At 67.9% G+C, this 17331-nt stretch carries 14 protein-coding genes; all 14 read right to left on the bottom strand.

Translation table 11 applies throughout. From position 1 onward, the window contains the following. Nucleotides 1-11: 11 nt before the first annotated feature. The 14 genes from hflK to cpaB all read right to left on the bottom strand — a co-directional run bounded on the left by hflK (nucleotide 12) and on the right by cpaB (nucleotide 17305). On the bottom strand, nucleotides 12-1847 hold the full coding sequence (gene hflK, locus CFB41_RS32545; protein WP_089459428.1) for a protease modulator HflK: 1836 nt from the start codon (nucleotides 1845-1847) through the stop codon (nucleotides 12-14). A gap of 278 nt (nucleotides 1848-2125) precedes the next feature. Next, a complete protein-coding gene (locus CFB41_RS32550) occupies nucleotides 2126-3100 on the bottom strand; it encodes a hypothetical protein (RefSeq protein ID WP_089459429.1) in 975 nt (324 codons plus the stop codon). Then, nucleotides 3097-3615 (bottom strand): (2Fe-2S)-binding protein, encoded by a 519-nt coding sequence (locus tag CFB41_RS32555; protein WP_089444303.1) that lies wholly within the window; start codon nucleotides 3613-3615, stop codon nucleotides 3097-3099. The genes CFB41_RS32550 and CFB41_RS32555 overlap by 4 nt, the downstream gene beginning before the upstream one ends. Next, nucleotides 3612-6347, bottom strand: a complete 2736-nt coding sequence (locus CFB41_RS32560; RefSeq protein ID WP_089459430.1) for a xanthine dehydrogenase family protein molybdopterin-binding subunit — start codon at nucleotides 6345-6347, stop codon at nucleotides 3612-3614. Before CFB41_RS32560 ends, CFB41_RS32555 begins: the two co-directional genes overlap by 4 nt. A gap of 850 nt (nucleotides 6348-7197) precedes the next feature. Then, nucleotides 7198-8166, bottom strand: coding sequence for a type II secretion system F family protein (locus tag CFB41_RS32565; RefSeq protein WP_089459431.1), 969 nt, complete (start codon nucleotides 8164-8166; stop codon nucleotides 7198-7200). Nucleotides 8167-8202: 36 nt separating this feature from the next. Continuing rightward, nucleotides 8203-9180 carry a type II secretion system F family protein gene (locus tag CFB41_RS32570; protein ID WP_089459432.1) on the bottom strand — a complete coding sequence of 326 codons (978 nt, stop codon included), beginning with the start codon at nucleotides 9178-9180 and terminating at the stop codon, nucleotides 8203-8205. A gap of 30 nt (nucleotides 9181-9210) precedes the next feature. After that, nucleotides 9211-10581, bottom strand: coding sequence for a CpaF family protein (locus CFB41_RS32575; protein ID WP_089459433.1), 1371 nt, complete (start codon nucleotides 10579-10581; stop codon nucleotides 9211-9213). A gap of 18 nt (nucleotides 10582-10599) precedes the next feature. Then, on the bottom strand, nucleotides 10600-11808 hold the full coding sequence (locus tag CFB41_RS32580) for an AAA family ATPase (RefSeq protein ID WP_089459434.1): 1209 nt from the start codon (nucleotides 11806-11808) through the stop codon (nucleotides 10600-10602). 22 nt (nucleotides 11809-11830) lie between these two features. Beyond that, a complete protein-coding gene (locus CFB41_RS32585) occupies nucleotides 11831-12274 on the bottom strand; it encodes a TadE/TadG family type IV pilus assembly protein (RefSeq protein ID WP_089459435.1) in 444 nt (147 codons plus the stop codon). Continuing rightward, nucleotides 12271-12804, bottom strand: coding sequence for a TadE/TadG family type IV pilus assembly protein (locus tag CFB41_RS32590; protein ID WP_089444310.1), 534 nt, complete (start codon nucleotides 12802-12804; stop codon nucleotides 12271-12273). Before CFB41_RS32590 ends, CFB41_RS32585 begins: the two co-directional genes overlap by 4 nt. A 13-nt stretch (nucleotides 12805-12817) precedes the next feature. Continuing rightward, entirely contained in the window at nucleotides 12818-14089 is a 1272-nt protein-coding gene (locus CFB41_RS32595; protein WP_089459436.1) for a TadE/TadG family type IV pilus assembly protein, read from the bottom strand. 25 nt (nucleotides 14090-14114) lie between these two features. Continuing rightward, nucleotides 14115-14411, bottom strand: a complete 297-nt coding sequence (locus tag CFB41_RS32600) for a hypothetical protein (RefSeq protein WP_089459437.1) — start codon at nucleotides 14409-14411, stop codon at nucleotides 14115-14117. A 21-nt stretch (nucleotides 14412-14432) separates the two neighbouring features. Then, nucleotides 14433-16361, bottom strand: coding sequence for a type II and III secretion system protein family protein (locus tag CFB41_RS32605; RefSeq protein WP_089459438.1), 1929 nt, complete (start codon nucleotides 16359-16361; stop codon nucleotides 14433-14435). Nucleotides 16362-16465: 104 nt separating this feature from the next. Beyond that, a complete protein-coding gene (gene cpaB / locus CFB41_RS32610) occupies nucleotides 16466-17305 on the bottom strand; it encodes a Flp pilus assembly protein CpaB (protein ID WP_089444314.1) in 840 nt (279 codons plus the stop codon). Nucleotides 17306-17331: the final 26 nt, after the last annotated feature.

A 17331-nucleotide genomic window follows, 5' to 3' on the forward strand; every position in this document is an offset into this window, starting at 1 on the left:
GCCGCGACATGTCAATGGATGCCGGCGAGATCGCCGGCAGGCGTATTGCGAAGATCGACGGTCGCCCGCGTGCCGTCGGCCAGCCGGTCGTCGATGATCGTCATGCGCGCGTCGCGCAGGCCGCGTTGCAGCCGGTCGAGGTAATACTCGAACGGAAACGCAGGGCCGCCGAGCCGGTATGCCACCAGATCGGCGTCGAAATCGATCTGCTGCACGCGCGCCGACGACACCGTGTCGCCGGCCTGCGCTTCGGCGTGCGCGACCCGTTCGAGCGCCTGCTGCTGCGCGTTGCCGAGCAGGCCGGCCGCGAAGCCGCGCGCCTGCGCGACGCTGCCCTGCGCGCGGATCTGCGCGGCCTGCACGTCGTGGAACGCGGCGGCTGCGCCGGTCGGCGGATGCACGCTCTCGATCACGACCGCGATCACGTCGACGCCGCTTTGCAGCCGGTCGAGCTGCTGCTGGATCGCGCGCTTCAACTGATCGGCCATCGCGGCCTGGTTGGTTTCGAGCAGCGCTTCGAGCGTATGCGACGCGAGGTAGTGCACGAGTTCGCGATTGGCGCTCGTGCGCACCGTGATTTCCGGGTCGATCGTGCGATAGAGCGCCGCGCGCGCGTCGGCATCGGTCAGGCCGAGCCGGTAGTCCACCCGCACGTCGGCGTTGACGATCTGGAAGTTCTGGCGGTCGCCGTTCGCGCCGGCGATCACCTGGGTGGTTTCCCACGGATGCGGCACATCCCACAGGCGGTCGAGGCGTTCGGGTGTCGGGCCGTCGGCCGGCACGGGCGACGTATCGGCGCTGCCGTCGTTCGCGTTGCCCGCGATCGCGACCTGGTGCACCGCGCCGTTGTCGACGATGCGCGTGCGCCCGAACGGCCAGGGCAGGCCGACGTGCAGGCCCGGCTGCCAGACGGCGACCGGCGCGCCGAAGCGCTCATAGACCGCGCGCTGCTCCGGGTTCAGGACGACGACGGCGGTGAGCAGCCATGCACACGCGACGGTGGCGGCGAACGCGCCGGGCAGCAGCCGCACGAAGCTGCGCCAGCCCCAGCTCTGCCGCAGGTCGATGCCGTAACGATGGCGCAGCTCGGCGCCGAGCGACGCGAACGGCGACGGGCGCCGGCTCAGCAGCCCGGCGATCGCGCTGGTCGGCACGATGGCGCCGCGCGGCACCGCAAACCACGACAGCACGCCGCGCAGCGCCAGTTCGGCGGCAACAGCTGCATTGAGCAGCGCGATCGCCTGCACGAGCCCGTCTGCGGTGCGGTGCCGGAATGCGAACCATGCAGCGGCCAGCGCACCCGCGAGCGCGGTGACGAGCGCGACGCGCAGCACCCGCGTGAGCGACGCGGACACTGCCGAACGGCTGGCGGCCGCCGCATGGTGGCGTTCGGCGACGAGTGTGAGGAAGGCGAGCACGATGCAGGCCGCGCCGGCCGCGAGCGTCGGCTCGGGCGCAGCCATCGCGCGCACCAGCATCCCGGGCGACGGCGGCTGCCACGCGAGCGCGGCGGCGATCGCCGGCCACGGGTTGGCGTCGTGTCCCGGCTCGTGCTTGCGGCTGAATGCATCGCGCAGCCAGTCGCCGAGCAGCGTGGCGGCCGATATGTCGGGAGGATGGCGGCGTGCGCGGCCGGCGAGCAGCACGCCGATCGCGACGACGAGTACATTGCACCAGGCGCTGGCAAGCGGTGCGCACCAGCGCAGGTCGGCGGGCAGGAAGTCGACGGCGCCCAGCGCGCCGAGCGTGGCGACCAGCAACGCGGCGGCGCCTGCGACCGGCGCGACTGCGTCGCGGCCGGCCGGGCTGCCGGGAATGTCGTCGTTGCCTTCCGCCTGTTGCCCCATCGGGGATTCCTTACGTACGCGTTACAGGATGCGCAGGAGTCCGTGCGGAATGCTGCGAGCGGCAATGTAGCGCGGCGGATGATGAAACTCAAGGCATCGATGCGATTGGCTCGGCGGATGAGACAGTCGTGTGGGTGGAACCTTTCCGACACATTACGTGCGACGTGCGCCGGCGAAATCGGGCGCGGCGCATCGTCCGGGATTCAGGGCAGATGCCGGCCCGCCGCCGACTCGTTCTCCAGCATGCGGGCATGCGGAGGGTGCCGCTCGTCGGCCCCCTACTTCGCCGCCCGCGCCGCCGGCGTGAACGAGCACTTCGGATCGTTCTTGCCCCGGGCCGAACAGCACTCGAGCAGGTCGCTCACCGACTTCACGTTGGCCGCGTTCCATTCGTCGCGGCTGCGGTTGTTGTCGATCGGCATCCAGTGCGTCAGCGGATAGCTGCTCGCCAGCTGGTTGCTGCCTTTCGGCGGCGGCAGCAACCCGGCGGCGAGCGGCACGTAGATCTTGCAACTGTTCTGGTCGCCGATCCGGTGGCAGCCGATGCAGGTGTTACCGGGCGTGCTGATCGCGTGCGACGTCCATGATGCGAAGTCGGCACCGAGATTGATGTACTTGCCCCACGGATCGGTCGGCACGCGATTCCATACCTGCCCGATCCACGGGCTGTACATGACCGGGCTCTCATCGTGGCACGACACACAGCGCTTCGTCGCGGTCGCAGCCGGTTTCCACCAGAATTCCGCGGCCGACGGACGACCGGGCGGCGGGGTCTTCTCGTTCGGCGGCGGCACGCGCGACGCGTCCATGCCGCCCGTGCCGCCCTTGTCCGCATGAAACCAGCAGGTCTTGCCGTTGCGCACGTGGTGCAGCACGATGTCGACTTCGTCGTAATACGGGCTGCGGTTCTCGCGGATCTGCTTGCGACGGCAAAACGCCGAGATCTGCGTGTCGCCGTGAGACAGGTCGAGGATCTTCGAGTAAGGCGTGCATTGCCCGGAGGTCGGCGCATCGTACGGCAACAGCGCCGGCCGATCGCAGGTCATGTGAGCCGTGTACCGCGCGGGCACGCTGCCGTTGACGGTAATCGGCACGTCCGTCCCGCTGTTGCAGTCGAACGCGGGAATCTCGCCGATTTCGTCGGTGCATTGCTGCGCGTATTCGTGCAGGGAGGCATCGGCGCCTTCCGCGGCAAACGAGGCGGGCGCGGCCAGCAGCATCGCCAGCGCCGCGATGCAGGTCCTGATCGTCATGCCGCCTCCTTCGTGTAGCGCATCGCCACCTTGCGAATGGCCTCGATGTACTTGACGTAGCCGGTGCAACGACACACGTTGCCGCCCACCCACGTTTCGATCATCGCGTCCAGCTCGGCGGCGGGTACCGGCTGCGCGCGCAGATGATCGAGCATCGCGGTCGCGGCCATCAGGAATCCCGACGCGCAGTAGCCGCACTGGAACGCGAACGATTCGAGAAAACTCTGCTGCAGCGGCGACAGCGTGCCGTCCTGCGCGAGCCCTTCGATCGTGTACACGTGCATGCCGGCCATCGCGCTGACCGGCGTCGAGCACGACAGCGTCTTTTCCATCGGCGCGTCAGGCGTGTTGCGCACGCCGACCGTGCATGCCCGGCACACGCCGATGCCGCAGCACAGCTTCGTACCGGTCAGGTCCTGTCGTTCATGCAGGAAGTCGATGAGGTTCATGTCGGCGTCGGCGGCGGGGGCCTCGACGGGCTGGCCGTTCACGACCATGCGGACCGGATCGCTCATTGCAGTGCCTCCCGAATCTTGTCCGGCGTGACCGGCGTGACCCTGAACCGCTTCCCGGTCGCCATCGCCAGCGCATTGAGCAGCGCCGGCGCGATCGGGCACATCACCGCTTCCGCGATGCCGCGCGCATTCGCGGGATCGTTGCCGGGCGGCGGCAGCGCGATCAGCTCCTGCTCGGGGATGTCGGGCAGGCGCGTCACCTCGTAGCGGTCGAGGTTCCATCGGCCGCCACCCGGGCCGTCCGGGCCCAGTGGACACGTCTCGGTCAGCACGTTGCCGATCCCCATCGCGACCGCGCCCTGCGACTGGCCTTCGACGAGCTCCGGCGACAGTTGCCGCCCGACGCTCACCGCCGACACCACGCGCTCGACCTTCACGCGCCCGTTCGCCGGATCGACGGACACGCCGACGAGCGACGCCGATGGCGCATAGGTCGTGCGTCCGTAGAGGCTCGTATCGACCGGCGGCGCCTGCAGCGTGCGGTACAACGGCGTCAGGAAGTAGGGATCGAGGCCGACCGCCACATAGTCGTAGTCGATTTGCGCACTGCCCGACGCGAACGGGTAGGTGCCCTTCCAGAAGTAGCCGGCATAGCTCGCATGCACGGCCGCCACCGTCTGCAGGCCCAGCTTCGTGATGGTGCCGAGCAGCGCCGGCCACGAAATCGGCGCGAGGCCGTTCGCGACGAGCGCACCATTGGCCCAGCGCACGTCCTCGGCCCGCACGGGCACGCCCCACCACGCACGGGCAGCCGGCAGCACGCTTTGCAGGAACAAGGCCTGTGCCGCCCCCTTCACCGCGTGATACTGGTGAAAGGCACCAAGACAGGCGCTCGACGAACCGTACGTGTAGCGCACCGTCTTCGGATTGGCCGACGGGTTGCTCGAACGCGTGAGCCCGAGTGCATTGAACGGCCCGATCTCGCTCATGGCGATCGTCTGCGCGTTCTGCCCGAGAAATTCGGACGGTGCGAGCCCCAGCGTCGTGGCCGCGCCGTTACCCATGTCGGTGTACGGCGTGACCACGCGCAGCCGGCTGTCGGGCAGGATCTGCACCATCCCGAACATGCCGTCGCCGGAGGTGCCGTAGGCTTCGTTCGCCATCGCGAGTCCCACGCCGTAGCGCAGATGGCGCGCACCGCGTTCCGCACGCGTACGCTCGCGATCGCGCCACAGCGGGTGCTGTTCGAGCCGGTCGAGCAGCGCGTCGAGCTGCAGGTCGAACAGGATCGGCGCGCCCGTGATCGCGCGCCCCTTGCCGAGCCCGGGCGTGCTGCCGAGAAAATTGGCGCGACGGATCGCGAACGGCGAGAGCCCGAGCCGGCGCGCGGCCTCGTCCATCAGCGTCTCGACCGCCATGAACGCCTGCGGGCCGCCGAAGCCGCGCTGCGATCCGCCGAACACTTCCCGCGTGTAAGTCGAGGCCGCCTGCGCGCGTGCGCGCGGAATCTCGTAGCAGCTCATCGCGCTCAGCGCGGCGAGCTGCGCGACGTACGGAGACAGGTTCTTCTTGCCGCCGCCGTTCATCAGGAAATCGCACGTGATCGCTTCGAGCTTGCCGCGCCGGTTGAACCACAGCGATTCGGAGAACTGCGTTTCGCAGCGCTTCAACCCGACCTGGAACTGCTCGTAGCGCGACTGCTGCCAACGCAGCGCACCCTTCGCGAATGGCGCGGCGAGCGCGAGATAGAGCGGGAAATAGGACTTGTCGCGCCCGCCGAAGCCGCCGCCCGGATAGCATGCGATGACGTGGGCCTCCTTGACCGCGACGTCGCTCCCCTGGAACAGCGCGAGCGCGCCGGTCGCATCGTCGTTCGCCGACTGCGTCCCGAGCACGAGGCTCATTTTCGCGCTGGACGCGTCGTACCATGCGAGCCCCGCTTCGGGTTCCATGAACATCGGGTCCATCGCGGGCGTCTCGAATCCTTCGTTGCCGGTCGCGCGCACGCCGATCCACGCGCCGGCGGCCGCGTTGCGGGCAATCGTCGCGTCGATGTTGGCGACCGCCTCTTCGCGTTGCTTCAGGTATTCGGCGGTCGGCTTGCCGCTGCCGTCGGTCTGGTAGTTGTCGACGTAGTTGAAGCCGCGTTCGTCATCACGCACGTAGATCGTCACGGGGGAAAACGGCACGGCCTGCGCGGCCGTCGGGCGCGTGACCGGCGCGCCGTAGCGGATCACGCCGCGGTTGAAATCGAGCAGCTTCTTCGCGCGACGATAGACATCGAAGTTCTCGAACACCAGCAGCGCGGCCGGTTGTCCGTAGCAATCCGCCGGGTGGCCGGTGCGCGCGAGCCAGTAGATGTCCTGGTTCGCGATCGGATCGGCCTCGGGTGCCAGCGGAATCCGTCGCGCGCTCAGCAGCGCGTTGTCGACGACGGCGATCGGTCGCAATTCGGCCGGCAGCACCCCGAGGTCATAGCCTTCGTACACGGCGTCGACCCGATCGCACCGCAACGCATAAAGCCAGTTCTCCTGCTGCGGCCAGCCGACGAAGTCGCGCGACTTGAAGTCGCGTGCGTAGATCTTCTGGCCCGTGACCTTCGGGATGCCGTCGATGCGCCAGCGCGCCTTGCCGGGTACCGGCGCCCAGGCCGGCCCGGCCGCATCGTCGTCCGCCGGCCCGGCGGCGCCGAGCGCCAGCGCCGGCAAATGGGTGATCGAGATCGCGACGAGCGCGCCGCTCCCGGCCAGCTTCAGAAACGTCCGGCGTGTCACAGGCACATCGATGGCCATGCTGGGTCCCTCGTTCGAATAGTCGTGCCGGCACGGCCGACGCGCGACACGACGCCGGCCGTGTGCGGGCCGCTTCGCGTGTGCTTCGTCGTGCGGGATGTCGGTGCGGAAACGGTCTTGCGGACGCGGTCGCGTGCCGGTAGTCAGGAATCGGGGGGAAGCGGACCGGGGAACGTGCGCGGCGGATTCGCGCGGGCGCCGCGGGAGCGCGGATGTCTGCTGGATGAAGCGTCAGGCCGCCTGCTTGCCATTGCTTGCTTGTTCATGTTTCCCCCGGCCTTGATCGTGCGTGACTGGCCTGTTTTCCGTATTGTCGGGCAGTCGCTTGATTTTCAAGTGTTGTTGTTCGGTATTTGCGGCACGTGTAACGTTTGCTTCGTCAGTACCGTGATGCAGGCATGATTTTCAATAATGTAGAAATTCGAACCGGGTATTTCAAGGAGATTTTCGGATGGCGCGCAGCGGTGCGCAAAAAGCGAACGAGAAGCCACTGCCATGAACGACGGAGTCAACAATCCCGCGGATCATTGCCGTCTTTCAATATCAGGCGAGGTATCGCCGTGCCGTTTCAATCGAGCGCACAACGCGATGCCGGCAAACTTCGCCGGCATTCAGGTTAGCAGTAGGGGGCAGCCGCTGAGGCGGTGGACTACGGCTCGTTCCATGGCCGACCATGGGTCCAGGATGCCTTGACGCCGCTATGGTCAACCTGTCTCGCGGCGCCGCCTGGGGAGGGAGCCTCCATGAAGCCTGTTATCGTGCCGGCCGGCGGGGGTGGCCGGCCGGCACGCAACACCTTGATCGGCGATTCAGACGATCCCGTTGCCCCGGCATGACGCCGGTTCGCCGCTCACGGCGACATCCCGACGAACGTCGGCAGCAACACGCGATAGACGTGAATCATCGCCGGCCCGAGCAACACCATCATCAGTGCGGGGAAAATGCAGAAGATCAGCGGAAACAGCAGCTTCAGCGCGATCTTCGCGGCCCGCTCTTCCGCGCGCATCCGGCGTCGAGTGCGAAGCAGGTCCGACAGCACGCGCAGCGATTCGCTGATGGCCGTGCCGAAACGATCGGCCTGGATCAGCATCGCGCAGAACGACTCGATGTCCTCCACGCCGGTACGCAGCGCGAGATTGCGCAGCGCTGTCTCCTTCGTGAAGCCGGAGCGCATCTCGAGCAGCAGCAGGTCGAGCTCTCCCGATACCACTTCGCTGCTGAAGCGCAGTTCCTCGCTCACCTTCATCAGTGCGGCGTCGAGCCCCAGCCCCGCTTCGACGCACACCGTCAGCAGATCGAGCGCGTCCGGGAAATCCTCGAAGATCTTCTGCTGGCGCACCTTGATCCGCTGCGACAGCACGATGTTCGGGATGTAATAGCCGATCCCGGCCAGCACGACGAGGATCACCGACAGGATGGCGCGCTCGTCGCCGAGCCGGGTCGTGATCAGCACCAGCAGCGCCGCGCACGGCAGCGCGAGCGCGAGTACCGTCTTGGCGGTGAAGTACAGCGCGGCCGCGCTCTGGTTGCGCCAGCCGGCATTCATGAGCCGGACGCGCAGCGGCGAACTCTCCCAGCCCTCCTTCGGCACCGACAGCTTCGAGATCGGCGTGGACAATTCCACCAGCTTCGCGACCCAGCGCGACGCCATGTCGTCGCCGTCGCCGGACGCGACACCGGCGCCACCACCGCCGGCCTGCTGGATACGCCGATGGATATTACGCGGCGCGAACAGCAGCATCGCGGCGAGCGCGCCGCCGGCCACGAAGAGGAACAAGCCGCCCAGCATCACGGCGTGGACAACGCTCAGGTTTTGCATGACACCCTCGCAACGGTTCGTGATTCGGTTCGCGCGTCAGACGCGAATCCGGACAATGCGGCGGATCCAGAGCAGACCGAAGACCATCGACACCAGCATCACGCCGACCATCCTGATCCCTGCCGGATCCTGCCAGAGCACCGACAGGAACTCGCGGTTCACCAGTGCGATCATCCCCGCGGTGCCGAACGGCAACAGCCCGAGGATCCATGCGGATAGCCGCCCTTCCGCCGACAACACGCGCACCTTGTCGAACAGCTTGAAGCGCTCGCGGATCAGCGCGGAGATGCTGTCGAGCAGTTCGGCCAGGTTGCCGCCGGTCTCGCGCTGGATCAGCACCGCGATCACGAAGTAGCGCAGATCCTGCACCGGCACGCGTGTCGCGAGGTTCATCAGCGCGTCGTGCTGCGACACGCCGTAGTTGACCTCGTCGAACGTGACCCGGAACTCGCCGCCCATCGGATCGGGAAACTCCTCGCTCACCATCCCGAGCGTGCTCGTGAACGCATGGCCGGAGCGCAGCGCGCGCGCGATCATGTCGCAGATGTCCGGCAGTTGCCGTTCGAGCTTGCGCATGCGCCGCCGGCGGCAGCGCATCACGTACATCATCGGCAGGCAACCGGCAAACAGCGCGATCGGCAGCGCGGCCAGTTGGGGCAACGTGGCGAAGCTCAGCGCCAGCCACGCGAGCGCCGGGAACACCGCGCTGAGCACGATCAACTTCGGCAGCGTCCAGTCGAGGCCCGACTGCTGGATCAGGAGATCGAGCGCGTGCACGCGCGGCACGCGCAGCAGCAGCTGATCGAACGGCTTCGACTCGTCGAGCATCCGCTTCTTCAGGATCGACAGCCGCTCCTGCTGCACGTTGCCGCCGGCCGACATCGCGCGAATCCGCGACTCGATCCGGCGCGCGGCGGCGCCATGCCGCGCGTTCCACCATTGATAGGCGCCTTCGATCGTCAGCACGACCGCGACGAACGTGAGAATCACAAAGGCGTAAAAGATCGTGTTCATGAGGCCTCCCCGGCAGCCAGCGCCCTGTCGTCAGTTCGTCTCGTACCGCTGAGACGGGTCGTACAGCGAATCCGGCAGGTTGATGCCGAATGCCTGCAGCCGCTCGACGAACTTCGGCCGCACGCCCGTCGCGCAGAAGTGGCCGCGTACCGTCCCGTCGCGGTCCACGCCCGTGCGCTTGAACGTGAAGATCTCCTGCATGTTGATGATGTCGCCCTCCATCCCGGTGAGCTCCTGGATGCTGACGATCTTGCGCCTGCCGTCGGTCAGCCGCGCGGCCTGCACGACCACCGAGATCGCCGACGTGATCTGCTGGCGCATCGTCTTCGGCGGCAGCGTCAGGCCGGAGATGCTGACCATGTTCTCGAGCCGCGTCAGCGCATCGCGCGGCGTGTTCGCGTGGATCGTCGCAAGCGAGCCTTCGTGGCCGGTGTTCATCGCGTTGAGCATGTCGAGCGCTTCGGCGCCGCGCACTTCGCCGAGGATGATCCGGTCCGGGCGCATCCGCAGCGCGTTGCGCACCAGCGTGCGCTGCGTGATCTCGCCCTTGCCCTCGATGTTCGGCGGCCGGGTTTCGAGCCGCAGCACGTGCGGCTGCTGCAGTTGCAGTTCGGCGGCATCCTCGATCGTCACGATCCGCTCGTTGCGCGGAATGAAGCCGGACAGGATGTTGAGCAGCGTCGTCTTGCCGCTGCCGGTGCCGCCCGACACCAGCACGTTCACCTTCGCGCGCGACAGCGCGTCGAGCAGCTCGGCCATCGGCGGCGTCAGGCTGTGATAGCGCACGAGGTCGTCCATCTTCAGCGGATTGACCGCGAAACGCCGGATCGACATCAGCGGCCCGTCGATCGCGGACGGCGGGATGATCGCGTTCACGCGCGAACCGTCGGGCAGCCGCGCGTCGACCATCGGGCTCGATTCGTCGATGCGGCGCCCGACGCGCGACACGATCTTCTCGATCACCTTCATCAGGTGCGCGTCGTCGTAGAACGTCACGTCGGTCAGTTCGAGCTGGCCGAAGCGCTCGACATAGACCTGCCGGTACGTGTTCACGAGGATGTCGGAAACGGTCGGATCGCGCAGCAGCGCTTCGAGCGGGCCGAAGCCGAACATCTCGTCGTACACGTCGATCGCGAGCTGCCGCCGCTCGATGTCGTTCGCCGGCAGCCGCTCCTCGTCGAGGATGCGCGTGATCAGCAGGCCGATCTCCATGCGGACCGACTCCTGCGGCATCCGCGACAGGCGCTCGAGTTCGACGCGTCCGAGCACAGCCAGGTGGATTTCACGGCGCAGTTTCTGGTATGCGTCGCGCACCGACGAATGCGCCGGGCCGGCCGGTTCGCTGCCTGCCGCCAGTGGCGGCTGGGCCCGCTGCAACGACATCTGTTCGCGCAATGACATGATGGTTCCCCGAAAGAATTACATGGACTTGAGCTTCGGCGTGGCCTTGCGGCCGAACAGCCGGGACATCAGTGGCTCGCTGCGCGCGGCACCGTGTCCCGCACGCACCTCCCCTTCGACGAGTTGCTTCGCATACCCTTGCAACGCACGCGTGACCGCCGTGCCGCGCGCGAGCCGCGACACCGGATGGCCCTGGTTGATCGCGTCGAGCACGGTGTCGGCATCGTCGGGAATCGTGCACGCCGCCTTCAGGCCGAGCACTTCCTCGAGCGCGGTGCGGGTCCGGTCGCTCGTGCGCGTCGCGCGGTTCAGGACGAGCCGCATCTGGTCGGTCGAGTAGCCGAGCGACACGAGAATCTCCAGCAGCCGGCGGCCGGCGCGCACGTGCGGCATCGCGGGCTGCAGCACGAGCTCGATCTGGTCGCTGCGATCCAGCGCGACCATCGACAGCGGATTGATGCAGACGCCGACGTCGAAGATCACGAAGTCGTAACGCGGCGCGGCCACACCCAGGATCCATTCGACCGCATCCTCGCGCATCTCGGCGGCCTTGACCGGGTCGCCGGCGCCCGCGAGCACGTGGAAGTTTTCCGTCACGTGCGCGACGCTCGCGTCGAGGAACGCGCTGTCGAGCCGTTCGATCTGCGCGCACAGCTGCGGCAGCGTCGACGGCGGGGTTTCGTCGCTGACGAGGAACGCCGCGTCGGCGAACTGCTGGTTCAGGTCGATCAGCAACACGCGGCGCTTGAAGCCTTCCGCGATTTCGAATGCGAGATTGCTTGCCACGAAGCTCGTGCCGGCGCCCCCCTTGCACGACATGAACGACACGATCCGCGTATCGTCGGTGTCGCGCCGCGTGCTTTGCGCGGCCGCGCGTTCGAGCGCATTGCCGAGCGCCTGGGTGTCGAGCGGCCACTGCAGCACGTCGCGTGCGCCTGCGCGCATCGCGTCGAGCAGCACGTGCGGCGACGTGTCGGCCGTCACGAGGATGCAGGTCAGCCCGGCATGCGCACGGCAGATCCGCTCGATCGCCGCCCGCTCGGGCGCGTCGAACGACGTACCGTCCACCAGCAGGATGTCGAATGCGTCGAGCCCGTCGGTGCGATGTTCGATCTGCGACGGGCGGCCGGTCGCGCGCGTTGCACGATAGCGTCCGCAGTCGGCCACGAGGCGCGCGATCTGCGTGAGTCGCGCGGTGTCGTCGGAAGCTACGAGGATGTTGATCATGTCGTGTGCCTCGCCTGTTCGATCAATTGCAGTTGGCGCCGCCGGTCGAGGAGGTCAGGCTTTCTCGCGGCAGTGTCGTCGTGAACGGCGGCATCGTCACCGTGACGTTCACGAACGGGATCATCGTCTTGACGGTGACGTTCGTGACGCTCACGGTCACGAACGAACACGTGTTCACGGTGCAGTTGGCCGGGGTGTAGTTCACCGACACGTTCGCACTCGACAGCAGCGGCATCATCGCGGTCACGCGCTTCGCGACGCCGGCGGCATTGACGTCGCACACCACCGCCGTGCGTGCGCCGACGCGCACGGCTTCGCTCGCGGTGTTCCAGTAGAACAGCACGCGGCCGAATTCGAAGATGCCGATCAGCAGCATGACCAGGACCGATGCGATCAGTCCGTACTCGACGAGTGCCGAGCCGCGCTGGCCGCACCGGCGCGACAGCGGGAAATGGCGCGCGTTCATGACACCTGCCTCATCACGGTGACGATGTTGCCGAACGTGATCGACGAGAGCCCTGGGTACACGGGGATCGGCTGATACCTGTAGCCCTTGATCTTCACCTCGACGACGTTGATCGCGCCCGATGCCGTGCCGCTCGCCGCGTTGTTGTTCGCGTCGTAGGTCGGCAGGTTCGCGAACTGCGACGGGTCGGACGGGTCGCTGCAGCCGGTCGTGCGCTGCGCGTCGCAGATCGTCACCATCGACGTCTTGAGCCCCGGCACCAGCTCGGTGCCGGCCGCGCCGCACGTCGTGCTGCCGTAGACGACCAGGCACTGCGCCGCCGACACCGGGTACGCGCTGTCGGTCGGCAGCCAGACCGACAGGTAGCGCGCCGCATCGCGCGTCGCCTTGGTCAGCGTCTCGTACTGGTAGATCGCGCGGCCGAACTCGGCCACGCCGGTCGCGAGCAGGATCATCGGCATCAGCACGATCGCGAATTCCACGGCGACGACGCCACGGGTGCGCGAACGGCGAGACGGGGGCTTGTTCATGATCCGCTCTCCGCTATTGAACGAGCATCGGGACCTGGGTCCCGGACGCGCTGCCGCTGCCCGGCAAGCCGTGCGTCGCGCACGGATTGTTGCCGGAGACCGACGAGCCGAGGTACTCGAGATGCGCGACGATAGCGCCGCTGCCCGCGCTGAACGGCAGCGGATCGAGCATCAGCACGCAATCCCATTGCGTGACGTGCACCTTGCCGCTGCTGCCCTTCAGCGTCGAACAGTCGCCTTCCGGCGCGAGTGCGACACGGCGGTCGCTGCCGTAAGTCTGGTAGCTGCTCGCCGTCGCGGTGCCGTTGGTGTTGATCCCGCTGCCCGAAGGCGGCGCGCCGTCGCCCTGGTAGGACTTGAAGGCTGCGCGGTCGGCCACGAACTGCGTGTACGCGTCGCCCTTGATGCCCGCCGTTCCAGGCGGCCCGTAGTTCGGGCCGACATACGCGTAACCGGTGAAGTCGGGCTGGCCGCTCGAGCCGTTCGCGCCGTTCGTATAGATGCCGAAGCGCGTGTTCCAGGCCCGCAGCGACGCCGACTTCAGGCCCGTGGTGGCGAGATCCGGCGGGCTCGTGATGTTGCAGGTGTTGCCCGACAGCTCGCTCGCGAGAGTCGGTTCGTTCGTCGAGCCGTCGAGCGCCGCCCAGCCGAAGTTGCCCGGCCCGTACGTCGACGACGACCCGGACGGCGACGAGATCCAGTCGCCGACCTTGTAGACCGGATCGGACGGGCCGCGGCACACGAACACCGGAATCGCGCAGGTCGTCTGCCCGCCGCCCACCGTCGCGATCGCACTGGCGGACACGGTCGCCGCGTTCGCGAGCTTCGTGCCCGGCAGCACGTTCAGCACCTCGATGAACCAGTTCGCGATGTTGCTCAGCGACGCGGTGCACTGCACGTACTTGATGTTCGCCGGCGTCGTGACCGAGCCCTTCGTCACGAACGGGTCGGTGAGCGAATCGCTGAACGTGACGTTCGCATTCGTCGACAGCTGCACCGACTGGTTCTGGAAGAACACGAAGTTCAGGTGGCCGGCGGCAATGCCGTCGGCCTCGGCCACCGACAGGCTGATGGCCCCGGTCAGGTCACGCGCAGCCGACAGCGCGCACGCATCGGCGCTGTTCTGCAGTTCGCTGCGCGTGACGTACAGCTTGCCGAGATCCAGCGCGAGACCGACGAACCCGATCATCACCGCCAGTGCGAGACCGACGACGATCGCGACGGCACCGCGCTGGCGATGCAGGCTGCGACGCATGACGTTCGGGCGACGAACTGCGCGGTTCATGGCGTTCTCCCTGAGCGTGCCGTCGTTACTGGGTGGCCTTGCCGACGCCGATCACGAACGCATTGGCGGGCGGATCGACCTGCTTGAACGACTTGTCGTAGTTGTCGAGCGCCGACGCGGCCGCGCTGCCGCTGACCACCGTCGTCGCGGCCGCGTGTTCGACGGCATGCGGATCGATGATCTGGGCCTGTGTCACGGCGCGGACCGATTGGCCGAAGCGGGTGTCCCACACCGGCGTGGACGACATGCAGCCGGCAAGCGCGAACGCGAGCGATGCGGCGAGCGCCGCGCGGCGCACGAATACGAGGTAGGCGGATTTCATGAGTGTCCCCTTGGAATGGCATCAACGATCGGTGGACTCGGGTTCCGAGCGCGCGATCTGCGCGTGGGCAGCCGCCGGGATCCGGTGCTTCGGTCGCGCCGGCGCAGCCGGCTGGGCCGATGCGTCGGGGCCGGTCGCCGCCAGGCGCGCGGCGGCGGCTTCGATGGACGCGATGCGGGCCGCGTCGGCTGCGTCGGATTGCGACACGGCGGCTGGCGCAGGCGCCTTCTGCGGTTCGGCCGGTACCGGCGGCTGCGCGTCCGACCCTTGCGGCGCGCGCGGAGCGGGCAGCACGGCGGTCGGGCCGGCCGGCGCGTCCGATTGCGGCGCCGGTGCGGGCGCTTGAGCCGGTGCCTGCTGGGCGTCTGCCGCGCCGTTCGACGGTTGCACAGCCGGCTTGCGAACCCCGCCACGGCCTTCCATGTTGCCCGTCGCATACACGTCGGCTTCGTTCGGCTTCGAGAAGCTGTCGGTCGGCAGCGGCACGTCGGCGGTCTGCAGCGGCTTCACGAGGTGCGGCGTGATCAGGAAGATCAGCTCGGTGCGGTCCTGCTGGAACGACGTGCTGCGGAACAGCGCGCCGAGCACCGGCACTTCGCCCACGCCCGGGATCGCCTTCAGCGCGCCCGTCACGTTGTCCTTGATCAGCCCGCCGATCGCGAACGATTCGCCGTCGCTCATCTGGACCGTCGTCGATGCTCGCCGCGTCGTGATCAGCGGCAGGATCGACGTGCCGCCGATGTTGGCCGCGCTCAACGTGACGCCCGTCTGCGAAAGCTCCGACACTTCCGGGGCCACCTTCAGGCTGATCCGGCCGTTCGCCAGCACGGTCGGCGTGAACTTCAGCGCGACGCCGAATTCCTCTTCCTGCAGCGTGATCGACGACGTGCCGTTGCCGCTGCTCTGCGGGATCGGGATGAAGATCTTGCCGCCGGCGAGGAAGGTCGCTTCCTGGCCGCTGATCGTCACGAGATTCGGTTCCGCGAGGATCTTGACCAGGTTGTCGGTGTTCTGCGCGTCGGCTGCGAGGTTGAACGGCTTGTTGTTCGCCTTGCTGAACGCGACCCCGCTCGCCACCCCCGCGAGCAGGTTGCTGACCAGCGCGCCGCTCCACGAACCGAAGCCGCCCTGGATGTTGAGCGCGCTGCCCATCTGGTTCATCAGCGTCTTCGACACCTCGGCCACCTTCACCTCGAGCATCACCTGCTGCGGCGACGTGACGGCCAGCATGTTCAGCACACCGCCGCCGCTTTGCTTGCCGCCCGCGCCCGCGGCCGGATCGCCGCCAGCGCCGTCGCCGTAGGCATGCGCGATCTGCACGGCCTGCTGCGCGGCCTGCGAGCTCGACACGGTGCCCGACAGCACGATCGTGCCGGCCGCGGTCGTCACGCGGATATCGCGCTCGCTCGGCATCAGCTGCTGCAGCGATGCCTGCAGGCCGCCGGCATCCGCACCGACGGCCACGTCGATCACGCGGCATGCACCGCTTCGGCCCTGCACGATCATGTTCGTCGTGCCGACCGACAGCCCGAGGATGTACAGCGTCTGCGGCGACACCATCGTCGCCTGTGCGACGGCCGGATTGCCGATCGTCCGATTGCGCACCGGCTCCGGCATCGGCACCAGCAGCGACTTGCCGAGCGGCACGCTGACGCTGGTCGAATCACGCACGGCGCCGACGCAGTTCGGTCCGCGCAGCGGCCCCGCCGACGCGGCGGGTGCGGCGGCCGCCACCGGCCCCATGCTGATCGTCATCTGCATCGGCCCCTTGCCGAGGGTGGCCGGCGCGCCGGCGCCGCCCTTCGTCAGTGCGCCCGCTTCGACGCCTTCCTGAGCCAGTGCGCCGTAGACGGTCAGCCATCCCGAACAGAGGATCGCGGCCATCATCGTGCCCCGTGCGACGCGTGTACGCAGCGGGCCGGACCCGGTGCATTGCGGTTTGGTCTTCATTTCGTCTGATCCCCCGAGAGACCGGCGCTGCGCCGGCTATCGACTTCCAAGGCCGCCGTGTCTCACTGACGGCCGTTCTGTTTATCTGGATGCGTGCCGCTGCATCAAAAGCATTCGACGCTGCCCCTCACGCCCGTCAGCACGCCGACGCAGTCGCGCCGCACTTCCGGCCCCGCGTGCGATGCGACGTGCACGCGCACCGTCTTCACACGGGCCGGTGCCGGCGGCGCTTCGGGTGCGGGCTCCTTGCCGAGCAGCGTCAGCTTGGTCGCCCCGTCGGTGTTCAGCGTCTTCTGGTCGACCTGGTTGCGCAGCACGAGCGACAGCGTGCCGACGCTGCGCGCGAGGTCGAGCCGCTCGGCCTGGTCGGGCGTGACTTCCAGCGTCACCGCGTTGACGACCTTCGGCGCCGTGTCGTCGCGGCTCACCTGCTGCGCGACGGCGAGCACGAGGATGTGCTCGAGCACGATCTTCGAGATGCTCTGCCCGTCGGTCTTGCCCTGTTGTTCCTGCGTGTTGACGATCACGTCGACGTAGTTGCCCGGCAGCGCGAAGCCCGCGACGCCGACCACGTCGTTCACGCGCACGGTGATCGCGCGGCTGCCGTCGGCGATGACCGCGGACAGCCCGCCCTTCGTGCCGACCGGCGCGAGCTTCGACTCGATCACCGGCTCGTCGCGCGACAGGCTGGTGCGGACCACGCGCCCTTCGAGCGCCTTGGTATCGGTGAACGCGCCGGTCGGCACGCTGCCCGACGGCCAGCTCACCATGCGGATCTGGTTCGGCCCGAGCGGTTCGCCCAGGTTCAGGTCGGTGGCCGCCACCGCAACCGGCGTAACCGCGCTCGTGGATGTCTGCATCAGCCAGTGGGACGCGAACACCACCGCGGCAAGACCCGCGACCATCGCGACGACCAGCATCAGGATTGCTCGACTGTTTTTCATGGCAATGCTCCTCGACGAATCGTGAA

It is taken from the genome of Burkholderia sp. AU33803 (assembly GCF_002223095.1).
In the GTDB taxonomy this organism is placed as follows: domain Bacteria; phylum Pseudomonadota; class Gammaproteobacteria; order Burkholderiales; family Burkholderiaceae; genus Burkholderia.